The sequence below is a fragment of the Rhodopirellula sp. P2 genome (assembly GCF_028768465.1).
In the GTDB taxonomy this organism is placed as follows: domain Bacteria; phylum Planctomycetota; class Planctomycetia; order Pirellulales; family Pirellulaceae; genus Rhodopirellula.
Genome location: NZ_CP118225.1, coordinates 985606 through 1009422, shown reverse-complemented (window position 1 = coordinate 1009422; position 23817 = coordinate 985606). Strand labels below are relative to the sequence as shown.

The 23817-nt window shown below is 56.6% G+C and carries 18 protein-coding genes; 9 read left to right on the top strand and 9 right to left on the bottom strand.

Annotated elements, in window-relative coordinates:
- The first annotated feature begins 35 nt into the window (after positions 1–35).
- From dnaN to PSR62_RS03475, 8 genes are all read left to right on the top strand, one after another.
- Entirely contained in the window at positions 36–1154 is a 1119-nt protein-coding gene (gene dnaN, locus PSR62_RS03510) for a DNA polymerase III subunit beta (protein ID WP_274406444.1), read from the top strand.
- On the top strand, positions 1151–1546 hold the full coding sequence (locus PSR62_RS03505) for a DUF721 domain-containing protein (RefSeq protein WP_338020130.1): 396 nt from the start codon (positions 1151–1153) through the stop codon (positions 1544–1546). The genes dnaN and PSR62_RS03505 overlap by 4 nt, the downstream gene beginning before the upstream one ends.
- 218 nt (positions 1547–1764) lie before the next feature.
- Positions 1765–2553, top strand: a complete 789-nt coding sequence (gene hisF / locus PSR62_RS03500; RefSeq protein ID WP_274406442.1) for an imidazole glycerol phosphate synthase subunit HisF — start codon at positions 1765–1767, stop codon at positions 2551–2553.
- Positions 2554–2666: 113 nt separating this feature from the next.
- On the top strand, positions 2667–4238 hold the full coding sequence (purH, locus tag PSR62_RS03495; protein WP_274406441.1) for a bifunctional phosphoribosylaminoimidazolecarboxamide formyltransferase/IMP cyclohydrolase: 1572 nt from the start codon (positions 2667–2669) through the stop codon (positions 4236–4238).
- 18 nt (positions 4239–4256) lie between these two features.
- A complete protein-coding gene (gene trpC / locus PSR62_RS03490) occupies positions 4257–5036 on the top strand; it encodes an indole-3-glycerol phosphate synthase TrpC (protein ID WP_274406440.1) in 780 nt (259 codons plus the stop codon).
- A gap of 349 nt (positions 5037–5385) precedes the next feature.
- A complete protein-coding gene (locus tag PSR62_RS03485) occupies positions 5386–6840 on the top strand; it encodes a sulfatase family protein (protein ID WP_274406439.1) in 1455 nt (484 codons plus the stop codon).
- A complete protein-coding gene (locus PSR62_RS03480) occupies positions 6837–8240 on the top strand; it encodes a sulfatase family protein (protein WP_274406438.1) in 1404 nt (467 codons plus the stop codon). Before PSR62_RS03485 ends, PSR62_RS03480 begins: the two co-directional genes overlap by 4 nt.
- Positions 8237–9751: a multiheme c-type cytochrome gene (locus tag PSR62_RS03475; protein WP_274406437.1), complete on the top strand. Its 1515-nt coding sequence runs from the start codon at positions 8237–8239 to the stop codon at positions 9749–9751. Before PSR62_RS03480 ends, PSR62_RS03475 begins: the two co-directional genes overlap by 4 nt.
- 71 nt (positions 9752–9822) lie before the next feature.
- Here PSR62_RS03475 and PSR62_RS03470 read toward each other — a convergent pair whose 3' ends face one another.
- The 6 genes from PSR62_RS03470 to PSR62_RS03445 all read right to left on the bottom strand — a co-directional run bounded on the left by PSR62_RS03470 (position 9823) and on the right by PSR62_RS03445 (position 18555).
- Complete coding sequence (locus PSR62_RS03470; RefSeq protein ID WP_274406436.1) at positions 9823–11055, bottom strand: DUF1559 domain-containing protein; 1233 nt, start codon at positions 11053–11055, stop codon at positions 9823–9825.
- 403 nt (positions 11056–11458) lie between these two features.
- The gene (locus PSR62_RS03465) at positions 11459–13366 is read right to left on the bottom strand and encodes a tetratricopeptide repeat protein (RefSeq protein WP_274406435.1); all 1908 of its coding nucleotides are present in this window, start codon (positions 13364–13366) and stop codon (positions 11459–11461) included.
- 22 nt (positions 13367–13388) lie between these two features.
- The gene (locus PSR62_RS03460) at positions 13389–13571 is read right to left on the bottom strand and encodes a hypothetical protein (RefSeq protein WP_274406434.1); all 183 of its coding nucleotides are present in this window, start codon (positions 13569–13571) and stop codon (positions 13389–13391) included.
- 422 nt (positions 13572–13993) lie between these two features.
- The gene (locus tag PSR62_RS03455) at positions 13994–15238 is read right to left on the bottom strand and encodes a DUF1559 domain-containing protein (protein ID WP_274406433.1); all 1245 of its coding nucleotides are present in this window, start codon (positions 15236–15238) and stop codon (positions 13994–13996) included.
- 375 nt (positions 15239–15613) lie between these two features.
- The gene (locus tag PSR62_RS03450; RefSeq protein ID WP_274406432.1) at positions 15614–17914 is read right to left on the bottom strand and encodes a serine/threonine-protein kinase; all 2301 of its coding nucleotides are present in this window, start codon (positions 17912–17914) and stop codon (positions 15614–15616) included.
- Positions 17899–18555 (bottom strand): sigma-70 family RNA polymerase sigma factor, encoded by a 657-nt coding sequence (locus PSR62_RS03445; protein WP_274406431.1) that lies wholly within the window; start codon positions 18553–18555, stop codon positions 17899–17901. Before PSR62_RS03445 ends, PSR62_RS03450 begins: the two co-directional genes overlap by 16 nt.
- A 368-nt stretch (positions 18556–18923) precedes the next feature.
- Here PSR62_RS03445 and PSR62_RS03440 point away from each other — a divergent pair, with 368 nt between their 5' ends.
- The gene (locus PSR62_RS03440; RefSeq protein ID WP_274406430.1) at positions 18924–20270 is read left to right on the top strand and encodes a PQQ-binding-like beta-propeller repeat protein; all 1347 of its coding nucleotides are present in this window, start codon (positions 18924–18926) and stop codon (positions 20268–20270) included.
- 103 nt (positions 20271–20373) lie between these two features.
- Here PSR62_RS03440 and PSR62_RS03435 read toward each other — a convergent pair whose 3' ends face one another.
- The 3 genes from PSR62_RS03435 to PSR62_RS03425 all read right to left on the bottom strand — a co-directional run bounded on the left by PSR62_RS03435 (position 20374) and on the right by PSR62_RS03425 (position 23784).
- Positions 20374–21648: a PQQ-dependent sugar dehydrogenase gene (locus tag PSR62_RS03435; protein ID WP_274406429.1), complete on the bottom strand. Its 1275-nt coding sequence runs from the start codon at positions 21646–21648 to the stop codon at positions 20374–20376.
- Positions 21649–21758: 110 nt separating this feature from the next.
- Entirely contained in the window at positions 21759–22424 is a 666-nt protein-coding gene (locus PSR62_RS03430; RefSeq protein ID WP_274408324.1) for an FKBP-type peptidyl-prolyl cis-trans isomerase, read from the bottom strand.
- Positions 22425–22737: 313 nt separating this feature from the next.
- The gene (locus tag PSR62_RS03425; protein ID WP_443217475.1) at positions 22738–23784 is read right to left on the bottom strand and encodes a serine/threonine protein kinase; all 1047 of its coding nucleotides are present in this window, start codon (positions 23782–23784) and stop codon (positions 22738–22740) included.
- Between the last annotated feature and the right edge of the window lie 33 nt (positions 23785–23817).

Below are 23817 nucleotides of genomic sequence, written 5' to 3'. Positions count from 1 at the left end.
GCGTTCCTGCCCTGTCTCTTTTTTCAATCGCTCCGATGAAGATCACCTGCCAACGAGACATCCTCGCCAACGCTTTCGTCCTCGCAGCATCGATTGCTCCGAGCCGGTCGCCGAAGGAGATTTTGCAGAACGTCAAAGTGACCGCCGCTGGCGACAGAATCACGTTGATGGCGACCGACCAAGAGGTCGGAATTCGGTTGGATGTGACCGAGGGGATCGAGGTCGAAACCGAGGGCACGGCTCTGCTGCCAGTGGCTCGCACCGGACCGATTCTGAGAGAGAGCAACGACGAAACGATCACCATCGAAACCGATGAAGCCGGAATCAAGATTTCGGGCAGCCGCAGCAAGTTCCGCTTGCCCGGAAACAACCCTGATGAATTCCCCAGCGTCCACGAATTCGACGAGTCGAAGTACCACCAAATCAGCACTCGCACTTTTCGCGAAATGCTCCGCCGGACCGTGTTCGCGACCGACTCGGAAAGCAGCCGCTACGCCCTCGGCGGCGTGCTGCTGGAGATGGAAGAAAATTCCGTCATCGCCGTGGGGACCGATGGCCGGCGATTGGCCCGGATGGAAGGCACCGGTGAATCGGTTGGCGGGCACGCCACCAGCGGCATGACCACCATCGTGCCGACACGAGCGATCGGTTTGATCGAACGAGCCCTCAGCGACAAGGACGATTTCGTGGAGGTCGCTTCACGCGGAAACGACCTGCTGATTCGGACCCCTCGAGCGGTCATCAGCAGCCGATTGGTCGAAGGTCGCTATCCGAACTGGCGTCAGGTTTTGCCCCAGCGAGAAAACGCGATTCAGATCGATGTGGTCGTCGGGCCTCTGTTCGCTGCTCTCCGCCAAGCCGCGATTGTGACGGACCTGGACAGCCGGGGGGTCGACTTCACCTTCGCCGATGGCACGCTGAAGTTGGAAGCCAAGACCGCCGACCTGGGTGAATCACAAATCGAGCTGCCGATCGCCTACGACGGCGAGCCGATCACGTTGACGATGGACCATCGCTACCTGGCCGATTTCTGCAAAGTGATGGACAACGAGTCGACCGTGGTGATGGAAATTGAATCGGCGAAGTCCCCCGCCCTGATGCAGACCGACGATGGATACGCTTACGTCATCATGCCGATGGCTCGTGATCGGTGATCGCCATGGGACAGCCGCCCCAGTCATCCGGCGGTGAATCCGGTCGCGGTGCGAGTTCGCCGAAACGACGACCTCCCAAACTGGTCGAAGAGAAACCCAGCGGGCCGCGAAAAATCGGCAGCTTGGTTTCGCAATTGATGAGCCGCCGGGGCTACGCGTCTGTGGGGGCCGAGTCGGCTTTGACGGGAACGATCAAATCCGCCGTCGATGCCTCGATCGCTTCTTCGTTTCGAGTGGGCAAACTGCAACGCGGCGTGCTGATGATCTATGCGGTCGACAGTGTGGTGATGCAGGAGCTGACGTTCCAAAAACGCCGCATTCTGAAAAAGCTGGCCAAGGAACACCCGCAAGCCAAGATTCTGGACCTGCGTTTCAAGGTCCAGGCGGAGTAGTCCGATCGGTCGGACTGGCATCCTTGCGTTTTTGAAATCCGATTGGGTACGTTAGTAAGCACCTCGTCAGCACCAAAGTTGAGGAGCATCACCGTAGCGGAAGTCGTCAAGACTTTCGGGATTTCGTCATGCAAGTCAAAACTCTTGACGAGTTTCGCTACCCTCAAATGAGGCTTTGACAAGCCACTCGCTCGTCCGCCATTTCCACTGGATTCCCCATGCTTTCCGCTCGCGTCATTCCCTGCCTCGATGTCCATGGCGGACGCGTCGTCAAAGGCACCAACTTCGTGAACCTGCGCGACGCTGGCGATCCTGTCGAAGTGGCTCGGCGGTACGAAGCCGAAGGCGCCGATGAACTGGTGTTCTTGGACATCACGGCCAGCCACGAAGAACGAGCGATCCTGTTGGATGTCGTTCGTCGCACGGCGGAACAGGTCTTCATGCCACTGACCGTTGGCGGCGGAGTGCGAACGGTCGAGGACGTGCGAGCGTTGCTGTCAGCCGGTTGCGACAAGGTTTCGATCAATTCGGCGGCCGTGACCAACCCCGATTTCATCCGTCAGGCCGCGGATCGATTCGGGCGTCAGTGCATCGTGGTCAACATCGATCCCAAACGAGTCCAGAAAGACGGCGAGGAGTTTTGGGAGGTGCACATCAATGGCGGCCGAAAACCGACCGGACTGCAAGCGGTCGAGTGGGCCAAACGAGTCGAGGAGCTGGGAGCCGGCGAGATCGTGCTGACCAGCATGGACGCCGACGGAACCTGCGATGGCTATGACATTCCGATCACCCGGGCGGTCAGCGAAGCGGTCCGGATCCCCGTTGTCGCCAGCGGCGGTGCTGGACACCCAGATCACCTCGTCGAAGCCATTCGCGATGGCAAAGCCGACGCGGTTTTGGCGGCCAGCATTTTCCACTTTGGGACCCACCCGATCGGGAAAACCAAGCAGCACATGGCCGAGGCCGGGATCCCCGTTCGGATGCCCGCGGAACCATTTGCCACATGACGGATTGCCAACGGTGCCTTGACCGTCTTGGCGGTGGGAAGGAACATGGCGGTTTCCGTTGGCGGAAGCAGCTTTCGGGCTTCCAACCGTTTTCTTGAACCGAGTCGTTAACCGTGTCTGATGTGGTCCCCGTCCGTAACGCATTGATCAGTGTCAGCGACAAGATGGGGCTGGCAGATTTTGCCGCCGGATTGTCCGCCGCTGGTGTCACGATTTACAGCACCGGGGGAACTCGGGCCCATTTGGAACAATCCGGGATCGAGGTCGAAGACGTTGCCGAGTACACCGGTTTTCCGGAAATGCTCAATGGTCGCGTGAAAACGCTGCACCCGCGAATCTTCGCTGGCATCTTGGCTCGCCGCGATCTCGACGAGCACATGGACACCATCGCCGACCATGACATCGAGCCGTTCGATTTGGTCGTCGTGAACCTGTATCCCTTCGCCGCCACGGTCAGCCGCCCAGGAGCGACCCGCGAAGAGTGCATCGAACAGATTGACATTGGGGGTCCGAGTCTCGTTCGTGCCGCTGCAAAGAACCACGGCGATGTCGCGATCGCGACCAGCCCCGAACAGTACAGCGAGATCCTCGATCAACTGGAAAGCTCGGGCGGAACGACCGAAGAGCTTCGAACTCAGCTCGCCGCCGAAGCGTTTGACCACACCGCTGGTTATGACCGAGCCATTGCCGATTACATGCAAGGCGATGCCGTCGGAGGCGAATTCCCCGCCACCATGCACGTGTCGCTGCGACGCAAAACCCAATTGCGATACGGTGAGAACCCGCACCAACGCGCCGCGTTGTATTCGGATTCGTCGGATCGATCCGCGAATTTGGTCTCGGCTCGCCAGATCAGTGGCAAGGAGTTGTCCTACAACAACCTGCTCGATCTCGATGCCGCACTCGACATCGCTCGCGGTTTTGCTGACCCTGCCGTCTCGGTCATCAAACACAACAACCCCTGTGGTGCGGCGACCGGCGACACTTTGTCCGACGCGGTCGACAAAGCGATGGCCGGTGACCCGTTGTCCGCCTTTGGTTCGGTCATCGGAATGAACCGAACGCTCGACGAAGCCACCGCCGAATTCCTCTGCCAGCCCGGTTTGTTCATCGAAGCCATCGTGGCGCCGGATTACGAGGCCGGCGCGGTTGGGCTGCTGACGACCAAACCACGTTGGAAAGACAACGTTCGGTTGATGCAAGTCGGCCGGTTGGACGAACCCGCTCGCAAGGTCGCACGCCGATTCATCAGCGGCGGCATGTTGGTGCAAGACGCCGACCGGATGGTCAGCTCGCCTTTGCAGTGGAACACCGTCACCGAAACGCCCGTCGATGATGACCTGTGGGACGACATCTCCTTTGGTTGGGAAATGGTTCGTCACGTGAAGAGCAACGCGATCGTGCTAGCCAAAGACACAGCGTTGATCGGCGTGGGAGCCGGTCAAATGAGCCGCGTTGACAGTGTCGAAATCTCGATCAAAAAAGCTGGCGAGCGGTCCGAAGGATCGATTCTCGCGTCCGACGCGTTCTTCCCCTTCCCTGATTCGATCGAAGCGGCCGCCAAAGCCGGCGTGCTGGCAATCATTCAACCCGGTGGCTCACGTCGTGATGACGAAGTGATCGCGGCTTGCGACGAACACGAAATCGCGATGGTCTTCACCGGTCGTCGTCACTTCAAACACTGATCGACCGGTAGCATTGCGATGACGATTCTCGACGACATCCTGGTCAAAACCCGCCAAGTCATCGCGCGTGATCAAGCTTCCGTGCCCGCCGCGGAACTCGTCGCGGCGGCGAAGGATCTTCCTGCGTGTCGCGACTTTCACGGCTCGCTCGCGGCCACCGATCAAGTTCGCTTGATCGCCGAAGTCAAACGAGCCAGTCCATCGGCCGGACTGATCCGCGAAGACTTTGACCCACCAACGATTGCCAAGTCGTACGAAGACGGAGGTGCCGCTTGCATCAGCGTGCTCACCGACGAACCGTTCTTTCAAGGCTCATTGGGCTTTCTTCGGGCCGTTCGCTCGGCGGTTGATTTGCCAATCCTTCGCAAGGATTTCCTCGTCGATCCCTATCAACTGCTGCAGGCCCGCGTCGCCGGTGCCGATGCGGTGTTGTTGATCGCCGAATGTCTCTCGCCTCAGCAATTGATCGAGATGGATGAGCAAGCCGCTGAGTTGGGCCTGCAAACGCTGATCGAACTGTACGAACCCGAGAACCTGGCTCCGGTTCTGGCAACCAAGACCCGATTGGTCGGAATCAACAACCGAGACCTGCGAACTTTCGAAACCGATCTGCAGCACTGCGTCCGCATGGCCGCCGGCATTCCGTCGGATCGATTGGTGGTCGGTGAAAGCGGCATCCGAACCGCGGATGATGTAGCGATGCTGAAAGCAGGTGGCATCAAAGCCATCTTGGTAGGCGAATCGCTGATGCGCCAGCCCGACATCACGATCGCCACCAAGGCGTTGCTCGCCCGCTGAGGAGGTCGTGGATCAAGGCGGGTGGGTCTCGAGGCTCTCTCGGCGCTATTCACGCGCATTCGCCCCGGAGGATGTCGATTTTATTACTGACGCATCTGGCCGTAGCGGAAGTCGCCAAGACTTTCGGCGAATAACGGTGCAGGCCGAAACTCTTGGCGAGTTCCGCTACCTCACTCATTGAATCGACGCCCCGGAGGGGGCCGTCGTGGATGTGCGGTCTGAAGGCACCATCCTTTGCTGCTTCGTCTGGCAGCAGTGGCTATGATGGACCGCAGCCCACCGGTTCCCTCGTGCGGTTGGAACCATAGCCCTCCCTCCCTCCGTCCCTACCTTTTCGCAAGGCGAGTTCATGTCTTCCCGATGTGCTTTTCCAATCCCTCGCTTCCGAGCCGCTTTCTTTGGCCTCGCCACGGTGCTGACGTTGCTCGGTCGGCCCGGTTTGGCGGCTGAGTCGACCGACCCATCCGAGAAACCCAACGTCATCGTGATCTTCACCGATGATCAGGGCTACAACGACTTGGGTTGCTTTGGTTCGCCCAATATTAAAACACCCAACCTGGATCGCTTGGCCAGCGAAGGACGTCGCTACACCAGCTTTTATTCCGCTTGCTCGGTGTGTTCGCCATCTCGAGCCGCTCTCCTGACAGGCTGCTATCCCAAACGAGTTGGATTGCATCAGCATGTCTTGTTCCCGCAAAGCAATTACGGGCTGCATCCCGAGGAAGTCACGATCGCTGACCATTTGAAGTCAGCGGGCTATGCCACCGCTTGCGTTGGCAAGTGGCACCTGGGGCATCACAAGGAAACGCTGCCAACATCCAACGGTTTTGATTCTTACTACGGGATTCCGTATTCCAATGACATGAATCATCCCGACAACAAACGACTCGGGAAGATGTCATCGGATGATCGTTGGACGGACCAGTCCTCCGCGGTCACCTTGTTCAATACGCCGTTGGTAGAAGGCGAAGAAATCATTGAACTGCCCGCCGATCAACGGACCATCACCCGCCGGTACACGGATCGGGCCATTGAGTTTGTGGAAGCCAACCAAGACAAACCGTTCTTCTTGTATCTGCCTCATTCCATGCCGCACATTCCTTTGTATGTGCCGGAGGATGTCTACGATCCCGATCCGCAAAACGCTTACAAATGTGTGATCGAGCATATCGACACGGAAGTGGGACGGCTGATTCAAACAGTCCGTGATCTTGGTTTGTCAGAAAAGACGTTGATTGTTTACACCAGCGACAATGGACCTTGGTTGCAATTCAAAAACCATGGCGGCAGTGCCGGTCCCCTGCGAGCCGGAAAAGGAACCACATTTGAAGGCGGCCAACGAGTGCCCTGCATCATGTGGGCACCAGGACGCATTCCCGCGGGCACGTCCAGCAACGCTTTCGCCACCAACATGGACCTGCTTCCCACCATCGCTTCGATCACGGGCGTCGCACTTGCGAACGATCGAAAGATCGACGGGGTCGATTTGACTTCCACTTTCGCATCGGATGAATCTCTTCGCGATGAATTTGTCTTCTATTCCGCACATGGTGTGCTCGAAGGCATTCGGATGGGCGATTGGAAATATCTGCGACAGGTAGCGCGTCGAGGTCCGAAAGCGAAGGGACCCAAACCCGAACCAAAGGTCTTTCTGTTTGATTTGTCACAGGACATCGGTGAGAAGAATAATCTTGCTGAACAACAACCCGAACGCGTGCAAAAAATGCATGCTCGCATGGAAAAACTGAACGAAGAAATCACAGCGAATGCTCGCCCTGTTTGGCGAAAGAAGGTGAACTCATGATTCGGTTGTTATTCTCGCTATCAGTCTTTGTTGTCTCGCTTTTCTTGATGGGAAAAGCCGCGACAGCGAATGAACAGCCAAACTTGGTCTTCGTCATCGCCGATGATTGCACCTTTCGTGACATCGGTTGCTACGGTGGCCAAGCCCACACGCCTCGGATCGATGCCTTGGCGGAGGAAGGCATGCGGTTCACGCGTTGCTTCCAATCCGTCGCGATGTGTTCGCCCACCCGGCACAGCATCTACTGTGGCCAGTACCCCGTGAAATCCGGTGCCTATCCGAACCACACGTTTGTTCCGGATGGGACCGCGAGCGTGGTTCAGTTCCTGCAACCATTGGGTTACCAGGTCGCACAGAGCGGAAAAAAACACATCGCTCCGCGATCGGTTTTCGACTGGGAACAGTTGCCAGGCAACTCCAACCCTGACTTTGAGGCGGTCGAAGAGTTCGTCAAAGGCTGCTCAGAAACCGAACAACCGTTCTGTTTGTTTCTGTGTTCCAACGAACCTCACACACCTTGGAATAAAGGCGACGCCTCACGGTACGACCCGGCGACCCTCGAGCTGCCTCCTTACATCCTGGACACGCCCGAAACACGCGAGGGAATGTCACGCTACCTGGCCGAGATCACCTACTTCGATTCACAGGTGGGACAAGCAATCGATTTGCTCGACGAATACCAGGTGGCAGACAACACCTTGTTGATCGTGGTCAGCGAACAAGGCAACTCGATGCCCTTCGCCAAGTGGACGTGCTACGACAGCGGTTTGCAATCCGCGTGCATCGTCCGTTGGCCAGGGCATGTCCAAGCCGGATCGACCAACAACGCGATGATCGAATACATCGACTTCTTACCAACCTGGATCGAAGTCGCCGGCGGTGATCTCAATTCGGATGTGGCTGCCAAACTCGACGGCAAAAGTTTGCTGCCTGCATTGGCGGGCAAACAAACTCACAAGGAGTTGGTGTTTGGCGAAATGACAACACGCGGCATCAACAATGGTTCGGATCACTATGGAATTCGAAGCGTCCGATCGGATCGCTACAAGTACATTTGGAACTTCACTCCTGAAGTGGCGTTTCAAAATGCCTGCACGAGTTCGAAAGAATTTGTCAGTTGGGTACGCGAGGCTGAAGCTGGAAACAGCCAAGCGAAGGAACTGGTCGATCGCTACAAGCATCGCCCTGAGATCGAGTTGTATGACCTAGCAAAGGATCCACTTGAAATGCACAACCTCGCCGATGATCCGAAACATCAGGAGACGAAGCGGTCCTTGCGACAGGAACTGGATCAATGGATGCAGCGTTGCGGTGACAACGGTCAAGCGACTGAAATGGACGCACTGAACCATATGAAGCGTGGCCAACCCAAGCGTACGAAAAAGCGGGCATCGGCATGATCAGCGGTCGCAAACTCGCTCTTCTTTCGGCCCTCGGTTTGGTCGGCTTGGTTTCGTACAAGCTGCTCCCCGAAGACGAGCTCGCAGACAGCTATCAGAGTTTGCAACGTCAAAAGGTCGAGACTCAAACCTCGGAACTGAGTCAGAAACAAAACGCAGCCGTTCAGCAATGGAATCAGCAGACCCTCGGTGGCGAAGGGACTCCGCCGCCGGACGATTTGCTGGTCTCGTACGTCGGAGACGGCGACTATTGGTTCATCGGTAAACGCCAAGACGGTGGCGGGATCGAGATCCCTTTTCCACCTGGCAAGATGCCAGAGAAACTCGAACCTGCAACGAGTGAAACCGATCGAGGCAACGAACTAGGCTATCTCGGTCCAGACGCCTGTCAAGATTGTCATCGCGACATCTACGATTCATTCAGCCAGACCGCTCACGCCCACACGAGCGAACCGGTGGCAGCGATCAAGATGCCAGGGCAATATGCCGCGCCCGAAAACCGAATGACCACCAGCGACGAGCACCTGTTCATCGAAATGCTCCACCTGGAAGACCAGTATTACCAGCGGGTTCGGTTCTACGACTGGTACATCGATGTACCGATGCAAGTGAGCTTCGGGTCCGGCAAAATGGCTCGGTCGTTCGCGTATTGGAATCTCGATCGATTGTATCAGCACAATGTCACTCATTTGTCCGAGACAGATCGCTGGATCAACAGCCCCGGGTATGTGGACGGGGACGCGGCCTACGCCCGACCGATCCCGACAAGGTGTCTGGATTGCCACGCAACGTACTTCGAACCGATTGGAGATGATCGGGCAGTTCATGCACTGAAGGACTCTGAGTGGCGTCCTGATGGTGGTGGGAACCGATTCAACCCTCACACCCTGATTTGGGGCGTCACCTGTGAGCGTTGCCACGGGCCCGGAGGTGAACACGTCGATTATCACCAGGCAAACCCCGACTCGTCCCAGCCCCATCAGATCGTTCGTCCTGCCAAGCTTGATCGGGAGCGTCAACTCGACATTTGCGGGCAATGCCACGCTGGTTCAACCGATTTGCGAGGGGAACCGTTTGAGTTTCGACCGGGTGACGAGCTTTCGCCTCATTACATCGATGCACCCGCAGGCATCGATCAGGCCAACAGCGTCCATACCAGCAATCAACTTGCCCGGCTGGAAATGAGCGAGTGTTTCCTGCAATCCGAAATGACTTGTGCGGACTGTCACAATCCACACGAAGTGGTGTCGGAACCAGCTCGCTACTACTCCGATCGGTGTTTGTCGTGTCACGCAGAACAAAGCTGTCACTTCGATCCGCCCGCGGGAATCAAGCTGTCAGACGATTGTGTCGCTTGCCATCTGCCATCGCGTCCAACGGGAGATCTGCGTTTGCAATCGGTCCAAGGTGATATCTTCCCGGTGCTGAAAGATCACTTCATTCGAGTGGATCAACTGGCAACAGAAGAGTTCCTGCAACAGCGCCCAAAAAAATCGACCGCGTCGCCGTGATGGCAACGCGATCGATTTGAGTTGGACAACGAAGTTTGGATCGTTCAGCGGATGATCCGCTGAGTGCGATCTTAGAATTCTTCGTCGATGACTTCTTTGGTAGCACGGGTACCGAGCGATCCCCACAAGCCGTAAGGGCTGGCACTTCCGCCTGGCAACCACGGCCCGCGAGTCTGAACAGGTCCCATGTCTTGATTGCCAGCATTGATGCTGTCGGTGATGAACTTGACAGCCCCATCACCCATCAGGACGTGGCAACCACCTTGGTGACGACTGCCAGCTGAGAAGAACCCTTCCGAGTTGTCGTTGCTGCGTGAGCAGGTGATGCTGTTGGGCGGCAAGATGGTTTGGAAACCACTGTAGTTCATCCGACCATCGGCCCAGCGATTGGCACGAGACTGGACCGTCACGCCTTGCAAGGCGAACTGTGGACGAGCAGGATCGATGTAGGCCGGGTCTTCGCAGTCCGAGGGTGCGGCAGCGGAACCACCACCGAATGAAAGACTGGTGCGAACAACCACTTCTTTCAGTTCACGAGATCCGCTGTCGCTGACAATTTCGCCCATGGCGATGGTGTTGGACAAACCATCCAGAACATCGCGGAAAGCCATTTGTTCGCGGGCCCAGAACAGACCGCGGTTGGCAGCACGCGAGCGTTCCACCAACCAGTTGTAGGATTTTTGGTGGTCAGCATGCGTTGGGCTGTTTTTATTGTTGACAAACCCACCTTCGTTGCGTCCACCGTTGTTCACGGTGTTCGATGAATCACCGAAGCACGCTGCGTAGTTGATGCGTCCGCCACCAGGAGCTCCCTTGGCAGGGTCACTGGGGCACCGATAGGCGGGAACTTCCGTTGCCCAGGGTTTGTAGTTGAACTGCCAAGGGCAAGGGCCGTTGGCGGGCCAGACACCACCGGTGCCAGCCGGTGCACTGCCGTTGACGGTCTCGGTGCTGGGATTTGCAATGGCTTCCCACAAACCTTGTTGTTCCATGAACGGCAAGATTCCCACGGCGTAACTCAAGTACCAGCGATTGCTGTCGTTGGTCGCATTGTTCACCGATCGTGACGTGCCCATCATCGTCATGGGCATTTTGTTGTAAGCAGCATGGTAGTTGTGCATCGACAACCCGATTTGCTTGAAGTTGTTGCTGCAAGACATGCGGCGAGCAGCTTCTCGTGCGGCTTGGACCGCAGGAAGCAACAAACCAACGAGCACACCGATGATGGCGATCACCACCAGCAATTCCACCAGCGTGAATCCGCTGCGGACGCCCTGCGGGCTTCGGTCAGAAGCTTTGGACATAAGACTATTTCCCCTGAAAGAAAACAAAATATCGCATCTCAGAAAAGCAAGAAAAGATGAACCATTCGAGCTCACATGAACTGCTGTGAGACTCTGTTGGTGGACCGTCACCAGGAGATGCATGAAGCTGGTTTCGGACAATTCGTCTCTGCGACGTTAGAACTGTCTGTAAGACGAAACAAGGGTTAAGAATTAACCCTTGAGAGGGTGCTCACCGTTGGCTCTACGGTCCATTGCCGTGAAACAGGTTGGCCCGAAAACGCGTTTAATTCGGCCCAAGGACGGTAAATCACCTTGAGTCAAGGAAGATTCACCGGCATTTCTATCTGGAAAGGAAAGAAATGTTGTCGGGCATTCAGTGAGGAATAGGTGATCCGAAGGGAAAAAATACCACCAAAACAACTCAAAGAACGCCCCCTCCAGGGGACTGGTTCGGGGCTGTCAAGCGGCGAATCGCTTCGAGGGAAGATTGATCCATTGGGTCCACACGCACGGCTTCGCGGTAATGGTGCGACGCTCGGTCGAGTTCACCACGCTGTTCGAAGAGGCTGGCCAACGTGCGATCCACTTCGACCAGATCAGGGTCAAGACGCTTGGCGATCAGCAATTGCTCGATCGCAGCTTCCACCTGGTTGGTCATCAAGTAAGCGCCCGCCAAGTTGTAGTGAGGCACCGGTGAGTCAGGTTCCAGGGCAATTGCCTTTTCGAGCCACTCGATGCTGATCTCAAACTTCCCGGCTTGTCCCGCAGCGGCTCCCGCATTGGCCAACGCATTTGCGTTCAGACTTTGTTCCTGATGCAGGGGGAAATTTGCGAGCACGATTGCCAACAAGGCAACGGTGATCACTGTCCAACGTTGGAACTCTCGGTTGCACACCATCCATCCGAGATTCCAAACACCGATTGCTGCCACCGGCAACAACAGAGGCACCAAGGGAAATCGATATCGGCCGAGAATGAAAAACATCGCGACCGCGCCGATCATGGACAACGCGAGCACAAGCAAGAGACCGATGCTGCGAGGTTTCCACGCGGTGGTGGCAAAGCCGACGATCGCCAGGGGAAACAAAATCCCGAAGTGCCAGACGGCGCCCAACCAACGCAGCGGAGTTGAGACGGCACGATGCAGGGAATAGCTCTCGACGTCAGGGACTTCGTATCGATTGACAACCATCGCGGTTTTCAATGCCATCAACCGGATCCACCGCGTAGGTGAGTGGCGAATGTCTGACCACGCTCGACGGAACCAAAACTTGGAAACTTCCCGTGGCGTTAGCTCGCGACCCGTTGCTTCTTCGGCCAGTTTCTGGGCGTCTGATCGCTCGTATTCGGGGGTTTCATGTCCAGGCACCAGAGCCACGTAAATCCCGTTCGCGTCGGCCGAGTTCCCGATGTAAAAGTTCGGACCCGATTGAAAGGTGGTGGGCGACCATTCACCACCCAACGAGGCGTTGCGTGCCGCGACGGGAAGCAGCACCACTGCCAGTCCGAAGAAGTATGCCAACGTCAGAGGCCAGCGTGGCGGAGTCGGCTGGTCGGGTGGATTGAGTTGGGGTCCGTCCGTGTTTTCGTTGTCCAGCTCAGGCGGTCTTCGCATCGCAATGAACAACCAGATCGGAATCAGAGGGATCCAGAGCAGAGCGTTTTCACGCGTCAGAACCAACAAACCCAGAACGAATCCCAAGCCAACGCTGTGAGTCAGCTGAAACGAACGACTTTGGTGCGGATGCAAACGAGATGCGAGCATCAAAAACAACGCCAGCAAAAAAGTGGCCAGCCCAGCTTTCTGAATCAACAAGCAGTAGTAGATGGCCGGTGGATACATCGCGTAACCGAAAGCGGCCAGCCAGCCGGCGCGGCGGCCAAACCAATTTCGAGTCGCCACGGCAAGCATCGCCACACTGGCGACGTCCAGCAGACACTGCACCATTTGCATCATGGTGACCGATGGGCCAAACAAGACGCTGACAACCGCTAAAAAGTAAGGGTAGAGAGGTGCCTGATAGAACGTTTCTTGGCCAAACCAATCACCCGATGCGATCTCTTGCGACCACTGGAAGTAGCCAAGAGCATCTCCCAGCAGTTCGCCGGATGTCGGAAGCTGCGCTGCCGCCGCAAAGTGCCAAAGTCGCAGAACGAGTCCGACAGCACAGGCTGCCGCTACCAGGATCCACCACACCGCGTCGCTGGAAGAAGAAGTCCACGCCTGGGATTGCGGCGAGGACTCGGGTGAATCCTTGAGGGGCAAGTCAACCGATCCGCTCTTGGACCGTTCGTTTCGTTTGGTTGTTCGAGCGGACCGTTTTGACATGCGATTCCTCCACTGGGAAGGACTATTTTTCGATTGGGTCAGTGGCGTCCATTTCGGCTTCATAAGCTTCCATGTCTGTATCGCTCATCACAGCTTCTTCGACGACGGCGGGTTCGCTGGACGAACATCCGGTCAAGAAGCAAGGTGCCAATGGGGCCAGAACCAAGAACATGCCCACCAAGGAGCGATCCAGTACAGATTTCATCGTATTTGACCTTTGAATCAAAATTTTGCAAAGCAACGTGACGAAACACATCGTCACAATGAAGACGCCTTCGAGTGTAACACAACCGATAGAAACCACAGACGGAGGGTTTCAAAAGTCGTGTTGTCCAGGTTCGATGCAACCACTTTCCGGACGACGGATCGCTGGCAATTGGTCTTTCCAAGAATGCTGTGCAGCGGGTGGTTGGGGCTCGCTTGCAGCTTGTTTCCAACCTCGGAATGGCGCGGCGAGCGATCCGGTGTGAGCAGATCCGAAGCTGCCTGGATTCCGAAAGGGCATCTGAATTGAATGTCAGAACAACGCCCAAAAAAATCGACCGCGTCGCCATGATGGCAACGCGATCGATTTGAGTTGGACAACGAAGTTTGGATCGTTCAGCGGATGATCCGCTGAGTGCGATCTTAGAATTCTTCGTCGATGACTTCTTTGGTAGCACGGGTACCGAGCGATCCCCACAAGCCGTAAGGGCTGGCACTTCCGCCTGGCAACCACGGCCCGCGAGTCTGAACAGGTCCCATGTCTTGATTGCCAGCATTGATGCTGTCGGTGATGAACTTGACAGCCCCATCACCCATCAGGACGTGGCAACCACCTTGGTGACGACTGCCAGCTGAGAAGAACCCTTCCGAGTTGTCGTTGCTGCGTGAGCAGGTGATGCTGTTGGGCGGCAAGATGGTTTGGAAACCACTGTAGTTCATCCGACCATCGGCCCAGCGATTGGCACGAGACTGGACCGTCACGCCTTGCAAGGCGAACTGTGGACGAGCAGGATCGATGTAGGCCGGGTCTTCGCAGTCCGATGGAGAAGCTTGTGATCCGCCACCAAATTGCAATGAAGTGCGAACGACCACTTCTTTCAATTCACGAGATCCGCTGTCGCTGACAATTTCGCCCATGGCGATGGTGTTGGACAAACCATCCAGAACATCGCGGAAAGCCATTTGTTCGCGAGCCCAGAACAGACCGCGGTTGGCAGCACGCGAGCGTTCCACCAACCAGTTGAAGTTCGTGGGACCCGTTCCCTTGAAATCAGCATGTGTCGGAGTGTTTTGGTTGCTGACGTAGCCACCCTCGTTGCGGCCACCGTTGTTGACGGTGTTGGATGCATCGCCGAAGCACGCTGCGTAGTTGATGCGTCCACCACCAGGAGCTCCCTTGGCAGGGTCACTGGGGCATCGATAGGCGGGGATTTCAGTTGCCCAGGGTTTGTAGTTGAATTGCCATGGGCAGGGGCCGTTGGCAGGCCAGATACCGCCGGTGCCAGCCGGTGCACTGCCGTTGACAGTCTCGGTGCTGGGGTTTGCGATCGATTCCCACAAACCTTGTTGTTCCATGAACGGCAAGATTCCCACGGCGTAACTCAAGTACCAGCGATTGCTGTCGTTGGTTGCATTGTTCACCGAACGCGTGGTGCCCATCATCGTCATGGGCATTTTGTTGTAAGCAGCATGGTAGTTGTGCATCGACAACCCAATTTGCTTGAAGTTGTTGCTGCAAGACATGCGGCGAGCAGCTTCTCGTGCGGCTTGGACCGCAGGAAGCAACAAACCAACGAGCACACCAATGATGGCGATGACGACCAACAGTTCCACCAGCGTGAAACCGCGTCGAACGCGTGGCTTGCTTCGGTCAGAAGCTTTGGACATAGACTTTCTCACTAAAAAGGAAACACAAAAAACGCTCAAAATGAGCAAAAAGGAGGGCGATTACGGGCATTCCTCCGAACTGAAACGCTCGGAAATGTAGAAATGAGCTCTCAAAAATCACCCTAAATCCCTCATCGTGAAAAAGCAATGGCTAACAATGCACCCTAATTGATCATCTAGGTAACGTCCGGCGATTGTTCAGGGCCCGAAAACCTCCTGGAAATGTGCCGACGACGCGATCTTGAGATTCGGTGTTGATCGTTTGGATGCCGCATTCGCGGTTGTATGGCAGAGAACCGTCGCCGCACAAAACAGCCTGTCATCGGCAATGATGGTTCCTCACCAGCCGTGCCCAGTGACGCTAACCCAGTGACGCTAATTCGCGTGGGTGGCCGCGGCTTCCAACTCGTCGTAGTAACGACGGGAGACTCGGTGGAAGGCCAGGCCTTGCCACTCGGCGGCTTGACGGGCGGGGATCAACCCGATGATGGAGGGTTCTTCGTAGAGCGAATGCAGGGTGTTTTCGATCAACGGGTCTGGAGCTGTGTCGCGGCAGACCAGAAACGCAGTGGTTCCGACGGTATGAATGCCCGACGCTGGAATGCTGGATCCGGAATACGCGTCGGCGGTGATCGTCATCGCGTGCAGCGTTGGATGCTGCAGTGCGATCGCGACCCCATTGGAAAGCGGCAACAGGTGCCATCGATGCTCGGTCAACATTCGCGTGACCAGATCGCTGCCCACGCCGATGCAGATGATCGCGGCCTCGGCGGAAACTTCGGGGTTGGTTTCTTGCAGCGTTTGCCAAGGCATCTCGACGCGAGGCGAGATCGTCTCTGACAATGCAAGTGATTCCAGCACCATCTCGGCCGCTCGACGAGAACCGCTGCCGTGTGGTCCCACGGCGATGCGTTGTCCCGAGAGGTCTTCGACTGAATCAATCTCACTGTCATCGCGAATGAGAATGTGGACCGCTTCGTAGAACAAAGGCGCCACCACGCGAAGCGTTTCTCCATTGACCGCGGTGGCCTGGATCGGGGCCAACTCAAATTCGCCAGCCAACAAGCGTTCGCGGTTGTCCCAAGTGCCATTGGTCTGGATGACTTCGCAAGGCACGGAGGTGCGCGACTGCAAGCCCTGGGACAACTCTTCGGAAACGCGATTGTACAGGCCGCCGGGAAGACCACCCGCAATCCGAATTCGCGTGGGCATCGCGTTGTTGAGGCGTTGTTGCCACACCAACCCGGCCAACAACAGCAACGGCAGGATGATCGATGCGGACAAAATCCCATTCTGGAATCGGCGTTGCCCAATCGGCGTGCCGGATGTTTGTCGTCCTGTGACCGCCGCGACCACGGGAACTTGTCCGAACCAATCGATGACCTTGCGAGCGCGACTACGCGAGCGGGCATGGATGGTTTGACCGCACAAGAATCGATTCAAATCATCCGCCAGGTTCTTGGCGGTTTTGTAACGATCTTTGGGCTGTTTCTCCAAACACTTGGCAACGATCACTTCCAGATCCGATTCCGCTTGGGGGCAAACGGATCTCAGATTGGGCGCGGGTTGATGAGCGACCTTGAGCAACGTTTGCATCACGGTGTCACCGACGATCGGTGGGCGTGAGGTGATCGCGGCAAAAAGAATCGCACCGAGGGAATAGATGTCGCTGTGATGGGTGACTCGGTCGCTGTGTCCGAGGGCTTGCTCAGGAGCCATGTAGTGTGGCGTCCCAACCGCGGCACCGCTGCCGGTCACGCTGCTGTCCGCATCGGTGTGTTTGGCCAGACCAAAGTCAGTCACATGAACTTGACCGGATGGATCGATCAGGACATTGCCGGGTTTGAGGTCTCGGTGCAGCACGCCACGACTGTGAGCGTGATGGATCGCCTGGGCCACATCGCGAACGACTTCGGCCGCTCGGCGGGATGACAAGGGACCTTTGGCCAATACCTTTTGAAGGTCTTCCCCTTCGACGTATTGCATCGAGAAAAAGTGGTGGCCGGCACGTCGTCCGAACTGGTGAACCGCGACGATGTTGGGGTGTTTGAGTTTCGCGGCGGCTTTGGCTTCGATGTAAAAACGTTTGACTTCGTCTTGGCCAGCCAAGATCCCACTGCGGATCATCTTCACCGCCACCAACCGATCCAAGTCACGTTGCTTGGCCAGGTAAACCACGCCCATCCCACCAACACCCAAAACTTTGAGCAGTTGGTAGTCGCCCAGATCAAACGGCAATGATGGCCCTGAATCGCCTTGCGAGCGATTGGCCATGGGCAGTGTCAGATTGGGATCGACGTTGGAATGTTCCCCCAGACCATCATCCGATAGCGCGGTGCCAATTCCAATTGTGTCGGCCAGGTCGGTGCGGACATCGATCTGGCTGGCGGTGGATGCCAAACGCGCGTCCACTTCGTCCACATCGACGTCGGGCGGCAACGTGATCGGTCCCGTCCACGGATGGGACGCTTCATCGGGAGCTGATCCAGCCATCGAGAAGGTCCCGATCAAATCGGCCGCGTCCATCAACTCGCGAAGTTGGTCGGCGTGTTCGGGATGCTGTTTCAGAAAGTCATCTCGTGAAGTCAGTTCTCCCGTGTCGCAAGCGGACAGGTACAACGCGAAGATCTCGTCCAAACCATCGTCGTTGGTTTCGGCCATCAGGTCTTCCACCAAGGACTGCTGTCGGTGTCCAAAATCGTTCGAAGTTTTTTCAAACCTCGTTTGAGCAGGCCGGCGACCGCGGTTTCGCTTTTGTCCATTCGATCAACGATCTCTTTCAACGACAAACCTTCCATGTAACGCAGGCGAATGGCTTCGGCCTGCGTTTCGGGAAGCTCATGCAGGGCTTCCATCATCGCACTGACCGCTTCTTGCCGAACCGCGACACCGCTCGGGCTGGTCTTGGCACCAGGCATTTGTGCGATCCAGTTGTCTGGCTGGCTGCCATCGCCACCTGCTCCTCCCGCGTGCACTTCTTTCTTCGTCGAACGCTTCTGGGTCATCACATGATGAGCGACCGCAGAGGCAACATTGTTTTTCAGCATGCCTCGCAACCAGCCTGCGAACTCGCCCGAGGATTCACCTCGAAAAGCGTGCAGGTCGCGTTTCGCTTCCAAGAACGTGACCTGCACCAAATCGGCCGGATCAATCCGCCGGCGCAACTGGTCGCTGAGATACCGATGAGCCAGCATCAACAAGTAACCCCGATAGCGCAACATCAATTGCCCCAACGCTTCGTTGTCGCCTCGTTTGGAAGCGATCACCAAAGCGGTGGTGGTGTCCGAAGACGTCGAATCAGATGGCGATGGGTTCAACAGAAATCTCTCGGCAGGAACGGTGTCTGTCAGTTTAGTCCAGTTTCACCGGCTGGTTGATTGCCCGCCGGAACTGGGATCGGTGAAAGATCGCAGCGGCACGCTCAATCATGTCGTTTTCAGAACCAGAATGGGGCCGATTCTGGTGTCAGCTTCGAAATTCGACCAACTTCTTAAGTTCTTTCCAAACCTTGGTTTGCAAAACGCAGCCCCAGACCTGAACGAATGCTGTCCGGGGTGCTCGGAGGTTCCTTGACGGCCGTTCTGGTTGCTTGGATCGCGTGGGGTGGTTTGCTAAAGTGCCTAGGCGGAACTCGACCAAAAGTTCCGACCTTCCCCGCCTTCACACCACTCCGGAACGAGCCACCATGCTTCGTCGACTTCGTATCCTGCCCTCATTCGAAACTGCTCGGCCGATCTTGGCAAAGGTGAAACGAATTGCCGCCACTTCGTTGATCCTCGGCACCACGTTGCTGGGAACCAACCTGCTGGCCGGTGACGCCGATTGGCCACAATGGCGAGGTGCTGCCCGAGACGGCAAGGCTGCCGAACAGAGTTTGCTGCAGACTTGGCCCGAGGACGGCCCCAAACTGAAGTGGACGTTTTCCACCGCCGGACGTGGGTACAGCAGCACCGCGATCGTCGACGGCAAACTGTTCTCGATGGGCTCGGACGAGCAGAACTGTTATGCGATTTGCGTTGATGCCAACACCGGAAATTCAATTTGGCAAGTTCCGGTCGCGCGTGCCGGCAGCGGTGACGACTACAACGTGGGTTGGGGCGGCGGACCACGCAGCACTCCGACCGTCGATGGCGATCAAGTCTTTGTGTTGTCCGATGTGGGGGTCGTCTCGGCACTGCGACGCCAAGACGGACGCAAGCTGTGGTCCGTCGACTTGGTCGCTGACTACGGAGGCGAGATTCCCAAGTGGGGATACAGCGAGTCGGTGTTGATCGATGGCAATCGCGTCGTCGTCACACCCGGCGGCAGCAAGTTCATGATTGCTTTGGATCGTCGCACCGGCAAATTGCTGTGGCAATCCAAAGGCGTCGACTCGGTAGCACACTATGTCTCGGCCATGAAGGGTTCCATCGGCGATGTGGACTACTACGTCACCGCGGGCAGCATCGGTGTGGTTGCGTTTGATTGTGAGTCCGGTGAAAAGCTGTTTGAGAATTCTTTGTCAGGCAACAAGGTCGCCACCATTCCGACGCCACTGATCCTCGACGACCACATCTATCACACCAGTGACTACGGTGCCGGCAATGTGTTGTTGAAGTTGACTTCCGCCGGTGGTGGAATCAACGCCGAGCAGATCTATCACCTGGATGGAAAGTCCATGATGAATCACCACGGTGGCGTGGTGGCGGTGGATGGCACGATCTACGGTCTGACCAAAGCCAGTGGTGGCGTTTGGATGGCGCAAGACATCGAAAGCGGTGACACGCTTTGGCAAGAGAAACTGCGTCCGAACACGAGCGGTTCGATCTGTTTCGCCGATGGTCGTTTGTATTGCTACAACGACAAAGATGGCACCGTGATTCTGCTGGAACCCAATGCGGAACGTTGGTCACCCCTTGGGAAGTTGACCATCCCACGCGAAACGGATCTGCCTCGCGGAAGCGGTGCGATTTGGGCCCACCCCGTGGTGGCGGACCAAACGTTGTTCATTCGCGATCAAAACCTGATTTTCGCGTTCGACATCGCTCGCTGAGGAACCATTCCATGCTCCTCCTCCGGACAAATCCAGTGTTTGGATTCGTTGTTCGGAGGAGGGAGCGAATGTCGTGCGTCTCAGTGACTCACTGGGCGACGGTTCACTTCGCGACGAACTTGTAAATTCGACCGCCGGCCATCATGGTGCTCACCAGGACTTCGCCTGAGTCCGTTTGACCGAAGGTGAAGACGGGCAATCCCGTTGCCGAGATGGGGCGGTTCTCAGTGACCGTCGATGTCTTTGCGTCGTACTTCAACGCCCAAACTTTTCCGGTGACATAGTCGCCATAAAGGTAATAACCATCGAGCATCGGTGTTTGAGTTCCGCGATAGACGGCTCCGCCCGTGATTGATTTTCCCCAATCATCGGTGTGGGGATACTCGATCAGTGGATCGATCAAATCAGGACGAGCGTCAGAACCGTTGCCATTGAGCGTGAACTTGTGATTGGCTTCCCGCAGGCTCCATCCGTAGTTCCCACCGCGGCGGATCAGGTTGATTTCTTCCCAGTCGTTTTGCCCGACGTCGGCGGCCCACAGGAAGTTGGTTTTCGGATCGAACGCCATCCGCCAAATGTTGCGGATGCCGATCGCATAGATCTCAGGCCGGGCATCGGATTGACCGACGTAAGGATTGTCTTTGGGAATCCCGTAAGGCTTGTCGCCCTCGCGTTGGTCGACGTCGATTCGCATGATCGAACCGAGCAACTGACTCGGGTCTTGGGCTGATTGCAGTGGGTCGTTGGCTTTCCCGCCATCCCCCAAAGCGATGTACAAGAAACCATCGGGGCCAAACGCAACGGTGCCACCGTTGTGATTCCAAAAGGGTTGTTCGATCCGCAGCAATTCGCGAGCGGTCGAGGGATCACCCTGTTGGTTGTCGCTGCCTTGGACCGTGCTGAACTCGGTCAGAACCGAAACGTGTGGTTTGTCCGACGTGGTGTAATACGCATAGAACAGGCCGTTGTCTTTGAACTTGGGATGGAACGCCATTCCCAAGAAACCCTCTTCGTTTTCGCGGTCTTTGTACGTGACCAGATCGCTGAAGTCGGCGAACAGCTCTGGCTCCGAGACGTCGCTGTCGCTTTCGTCGAAGAAGTAGACTTCGCCGGTTTGGCTGGCGACGAACAGTCGTCCGCTTCCATCACCCGCACCGGTGATGATCACAGGCCGACTGATGCGAAGATTGGGGTAGGCTTCCACGACTTCGACGGGCATCGGTGAGACGTCGAGCGATGCGGGAGGCTCGGCCAAGTTGATCGTGGGCGAAGCCTGGGTGGCAACCGCATCCGGTGTTTCAGCGATCGCGGGTGACGCGGCCAAGCAAGCCGTCGCAGCTCCACTGAGCAGCAGCTGTTGAATCCAAGATTTCTTCATGTGGGGAACCTTCGCGAGAACAAACGAGACAAGTGGAGGTAGCAAAAAAGACGCTCGTCAAATGACGAGCGTCCAGGAACATTCGATTGGGTTGGGACCGCCGTGGCGACCTACAAAATTTCGAGCAACTCAACTTCGAAGACCAACACTTCGTTGGGTCCAATCTTGGGTGGCGAACCGTTTTCGCCGTAGGCCAATTCTGGTGGAATGAAGAGCATCCACTTCGATCCAACCTTCATCTTCTGAAGCGCCAGTTGCCACCCTTGGATCACGCGACCGACGGGGAACTTGGCAGGTTGGCCACGCTCGACCGAGCTGTCAAAGACTTCGCCATTGGTCAATTTGCCGGTGTAGTGAACCGCGACCGTGTCTTCGGCGGATGGGGAGGCGCCTTCGCCTTCTTTGACCACTTTATATTGCAGTCCACCCTCGAGTTCTTTGATGCCTTCGACCTTGGCGTTTTGCTTGAGCCACAACGCGCTCTTCTCTTGGTTCATCACGCCTTGCTTTTGAAGTTCGGCCATCTTTTCAGCCTGACGCTTTTGCATCATGGCCTGAATTTTGCCTTGGATTTCTTGCAGCTGTTCGTCAGTCAGAGCGGGGTCTTTTTGCGACAACGCGTCCTGCAGACCTTGGTTCATTCCTTCGACGGTGAAGTCAGTGGATTGGAAACCTTGTTGAACGAACGAGCTGCCAACAGTGAATCCGAGGAAGTAGCCAATTTGGTCATCGACCTTGGCCGCTGAATCATCTTGAGCGTTGCCGGGGGAGGTCATGACGAATGTGGCCAAGCAGAGGGTGGGAAGCAGGCGGGAGAGACGGGGCATCGGTAAAGTCCTAAGAGGGAGGCAAGCAGACGCGTTGTGGGCAGACAATTGCCGACAACCTTCGAGACTTCGTGCTGCCTGCATTCAAGATACCAGTCGTGGCAGAATACTTCACGCCCGGGTGAAGTGGGGGCAAACCACCATTCAGAATTGGCGTTTTTTAACCCGATTTCACGTTGGACACCGCTCGCCAAGGTTCGGCCCCGGAATGGAACATTCCGTCCTTCCAGCCGAGTGCGCTAAATCCAAGATCGCTGGATCGTTACGAACCACCCGACAGAGAGACGGCCAAGACCACGAGGACGATGATCGCAACCACGATGACGCTGATTTTGGCCAAACTGACCGGCTTGCGAGTCGATCCGCCCAAGCGGAAATGGATCTGCTCCTCCAGCAGCCGACGTCCTTTTTCGGTCACGCTGTCGGCGCTCACGTCGGCGGGATGGTTCTCAACGTGAGAACCGCCCACGGTGGATGGGGATGGTTGGGGACCGGCTGACAGATCGTATTTCTCACCGATCTCGATCATCACCCCTTGAATCGATCGAGCGTTGAAGGGTCGCTCGTCTGGTTGCTTTTCCAAGCATTCGGCAATGACTTGACTCAGTTCCGGAGGAACATCCGGCACCAGCGAAGCGATGCTGGGGGCTTTCGTTCGCAAATGCTGTTCGAACAGTTGGGCAAAGTTCTCGCCGGCAAACACCTTGCGATTGGCGAGCATTTCAAACAGCACGCAGCCGAGGGCATACAAATCGGCCTTTCCGCTGATGGCTTCGTCCCCGGTGATCTGTTCGGGTGCCATGTAAGCGTGGGTGCCAACGGTCAAACCCTGGGACGTCAGATCCGACGAATGCAGGTCACGAGCGATCCCGAAGTCACCCAATTTCACGAGTGCGTCTCGTGTGAGAAACAGATTGCCCGGTTTGAGATCACGGTGAATCACACCGTGGTTGTGGGCGCACTGAAGTGCCGAGCAAACTTGCCGAGCCACATCGACCACCACTGGCCAGGCCAACGCTCCGTTGGTTTCCAGCAGGTCTTTGATGGTTCCGCCGTCAACGCGTTCCATCACGTAGAACAGTTGGCCGTCTTCGGAACCGCCCCCGAAGTACCCGATGATGTTGGGGTGCTGCAAACGCTCCAAGATCACCATTTCGCGACGAAAACGGGCTTGGATCAGCTCGTCTTGGGAGACGGCCGGGTGCAACTTTTTGATGGCCAAATCCTGGCCGCGAATTTCATCCGCGGCAGGATGGACTTCGATGTCGTCGCGAACTTTCCCGTCGTAAACCGTGCCGACCGTGCCCACTCCAAGAACCGCGCCCAGTTCAAAATCATTCAG

Excerpts from the sequence above, each read along its gene's own strand:
- PSR62_RS03485 (WP_274406439.1), top strand. The coding sequence starts at position 5,386 with ATGTCTTCCCGATGTGCTTTTCCAATCCCTCGCTTCCGAGCCGCTTTC.
- PSR62_RS03455 (WP_274406433.1), bottom strand. The coding sequence starts at position 15,238 with ATGTCCAAAGCTTCTGACCGAAGCAAGCCACGCGTTCGACGCGGTTTC.
- PSR62_RS03430 (WP_274408324.1), bottom strand. The coding sequence starts at position 22,424 with ATGACCTCCCCCGGCAACGCTCAAGATGATTCAGCGGCCAAGGTCGAT.
- PSR62_RS03460 (WP_274406434.1), bottom strand. The coding sequence starts at position 13,571 with ATGAAATCTGTACTGGATCGCTCCTTGGTGGGCATGTTCTTGGTTCTG.
- PSR62_RS03465 (WP_274406435.1), bottom strand. The coding sequence starts at position 13,366 with ATGTCAAAACGGTCCGCTCGAACAACCAAACGAAACGAACGGTCCAAG.
- PSR62_RS03440 (WP_274406430.1), top strand. The coding sequence starts at position 18,924 with ATGCTTCGTCGACTTCGTATCCTGCCCTCATTCGAAACTGCTCGGCCG.
- PSR62_RS03480 (WP_274406438.1), top strand. The coding sequence starts at position 6,837 with ATGATTCGGTTGTTATTCTCGCTATCAGTCTTTGTTGTCTCGCTTTTC.
- trpC (WP_274406440.1), top strand. The coding sequence starts at position 4,257 with ATGACGATTCTCGACGACATCCTGGTCAAAACCCGCCAAGTCATCGCG.
- PSR62_RS03475 (WP_274406437.1), top strand. The coding sequence starts at position 8,237 with ATGATCAGCGGTCGCAAACTCGCTCTTCTTTCGGCCCTCGGTTTGGTC.
- PSR62_RS03435 (WP_274406429.1), bottom strand. The coding sequence starts at position 21,648 with ATGAAGAAATCTTGGATTCAACAGCTGCTGCTCAGTGGAGCTGCGACG.
- hisF (WP_274406442.1), top strand. The coding sequence starts at position 1,765 with ATGCTTTCCGCTCGCGTCATTCCCTGCCTCGATGTCCATGGCGGACGC.
- dnaN (WP_274406444.1), top strand. The coding sequence starts at position 36 with ATGAAGATCACCTGCCAACGAGACATCCTCGCCAACGCTTTCGTCCTC.
- PSR62_RS03470 (WP_274406436.1), bottom strand. The coding sequence starts at position 11,055 with ATGTCCAAAGCTTCTGACCGAAGCCCGCAGGGCGTCCGCAGCGGATTC.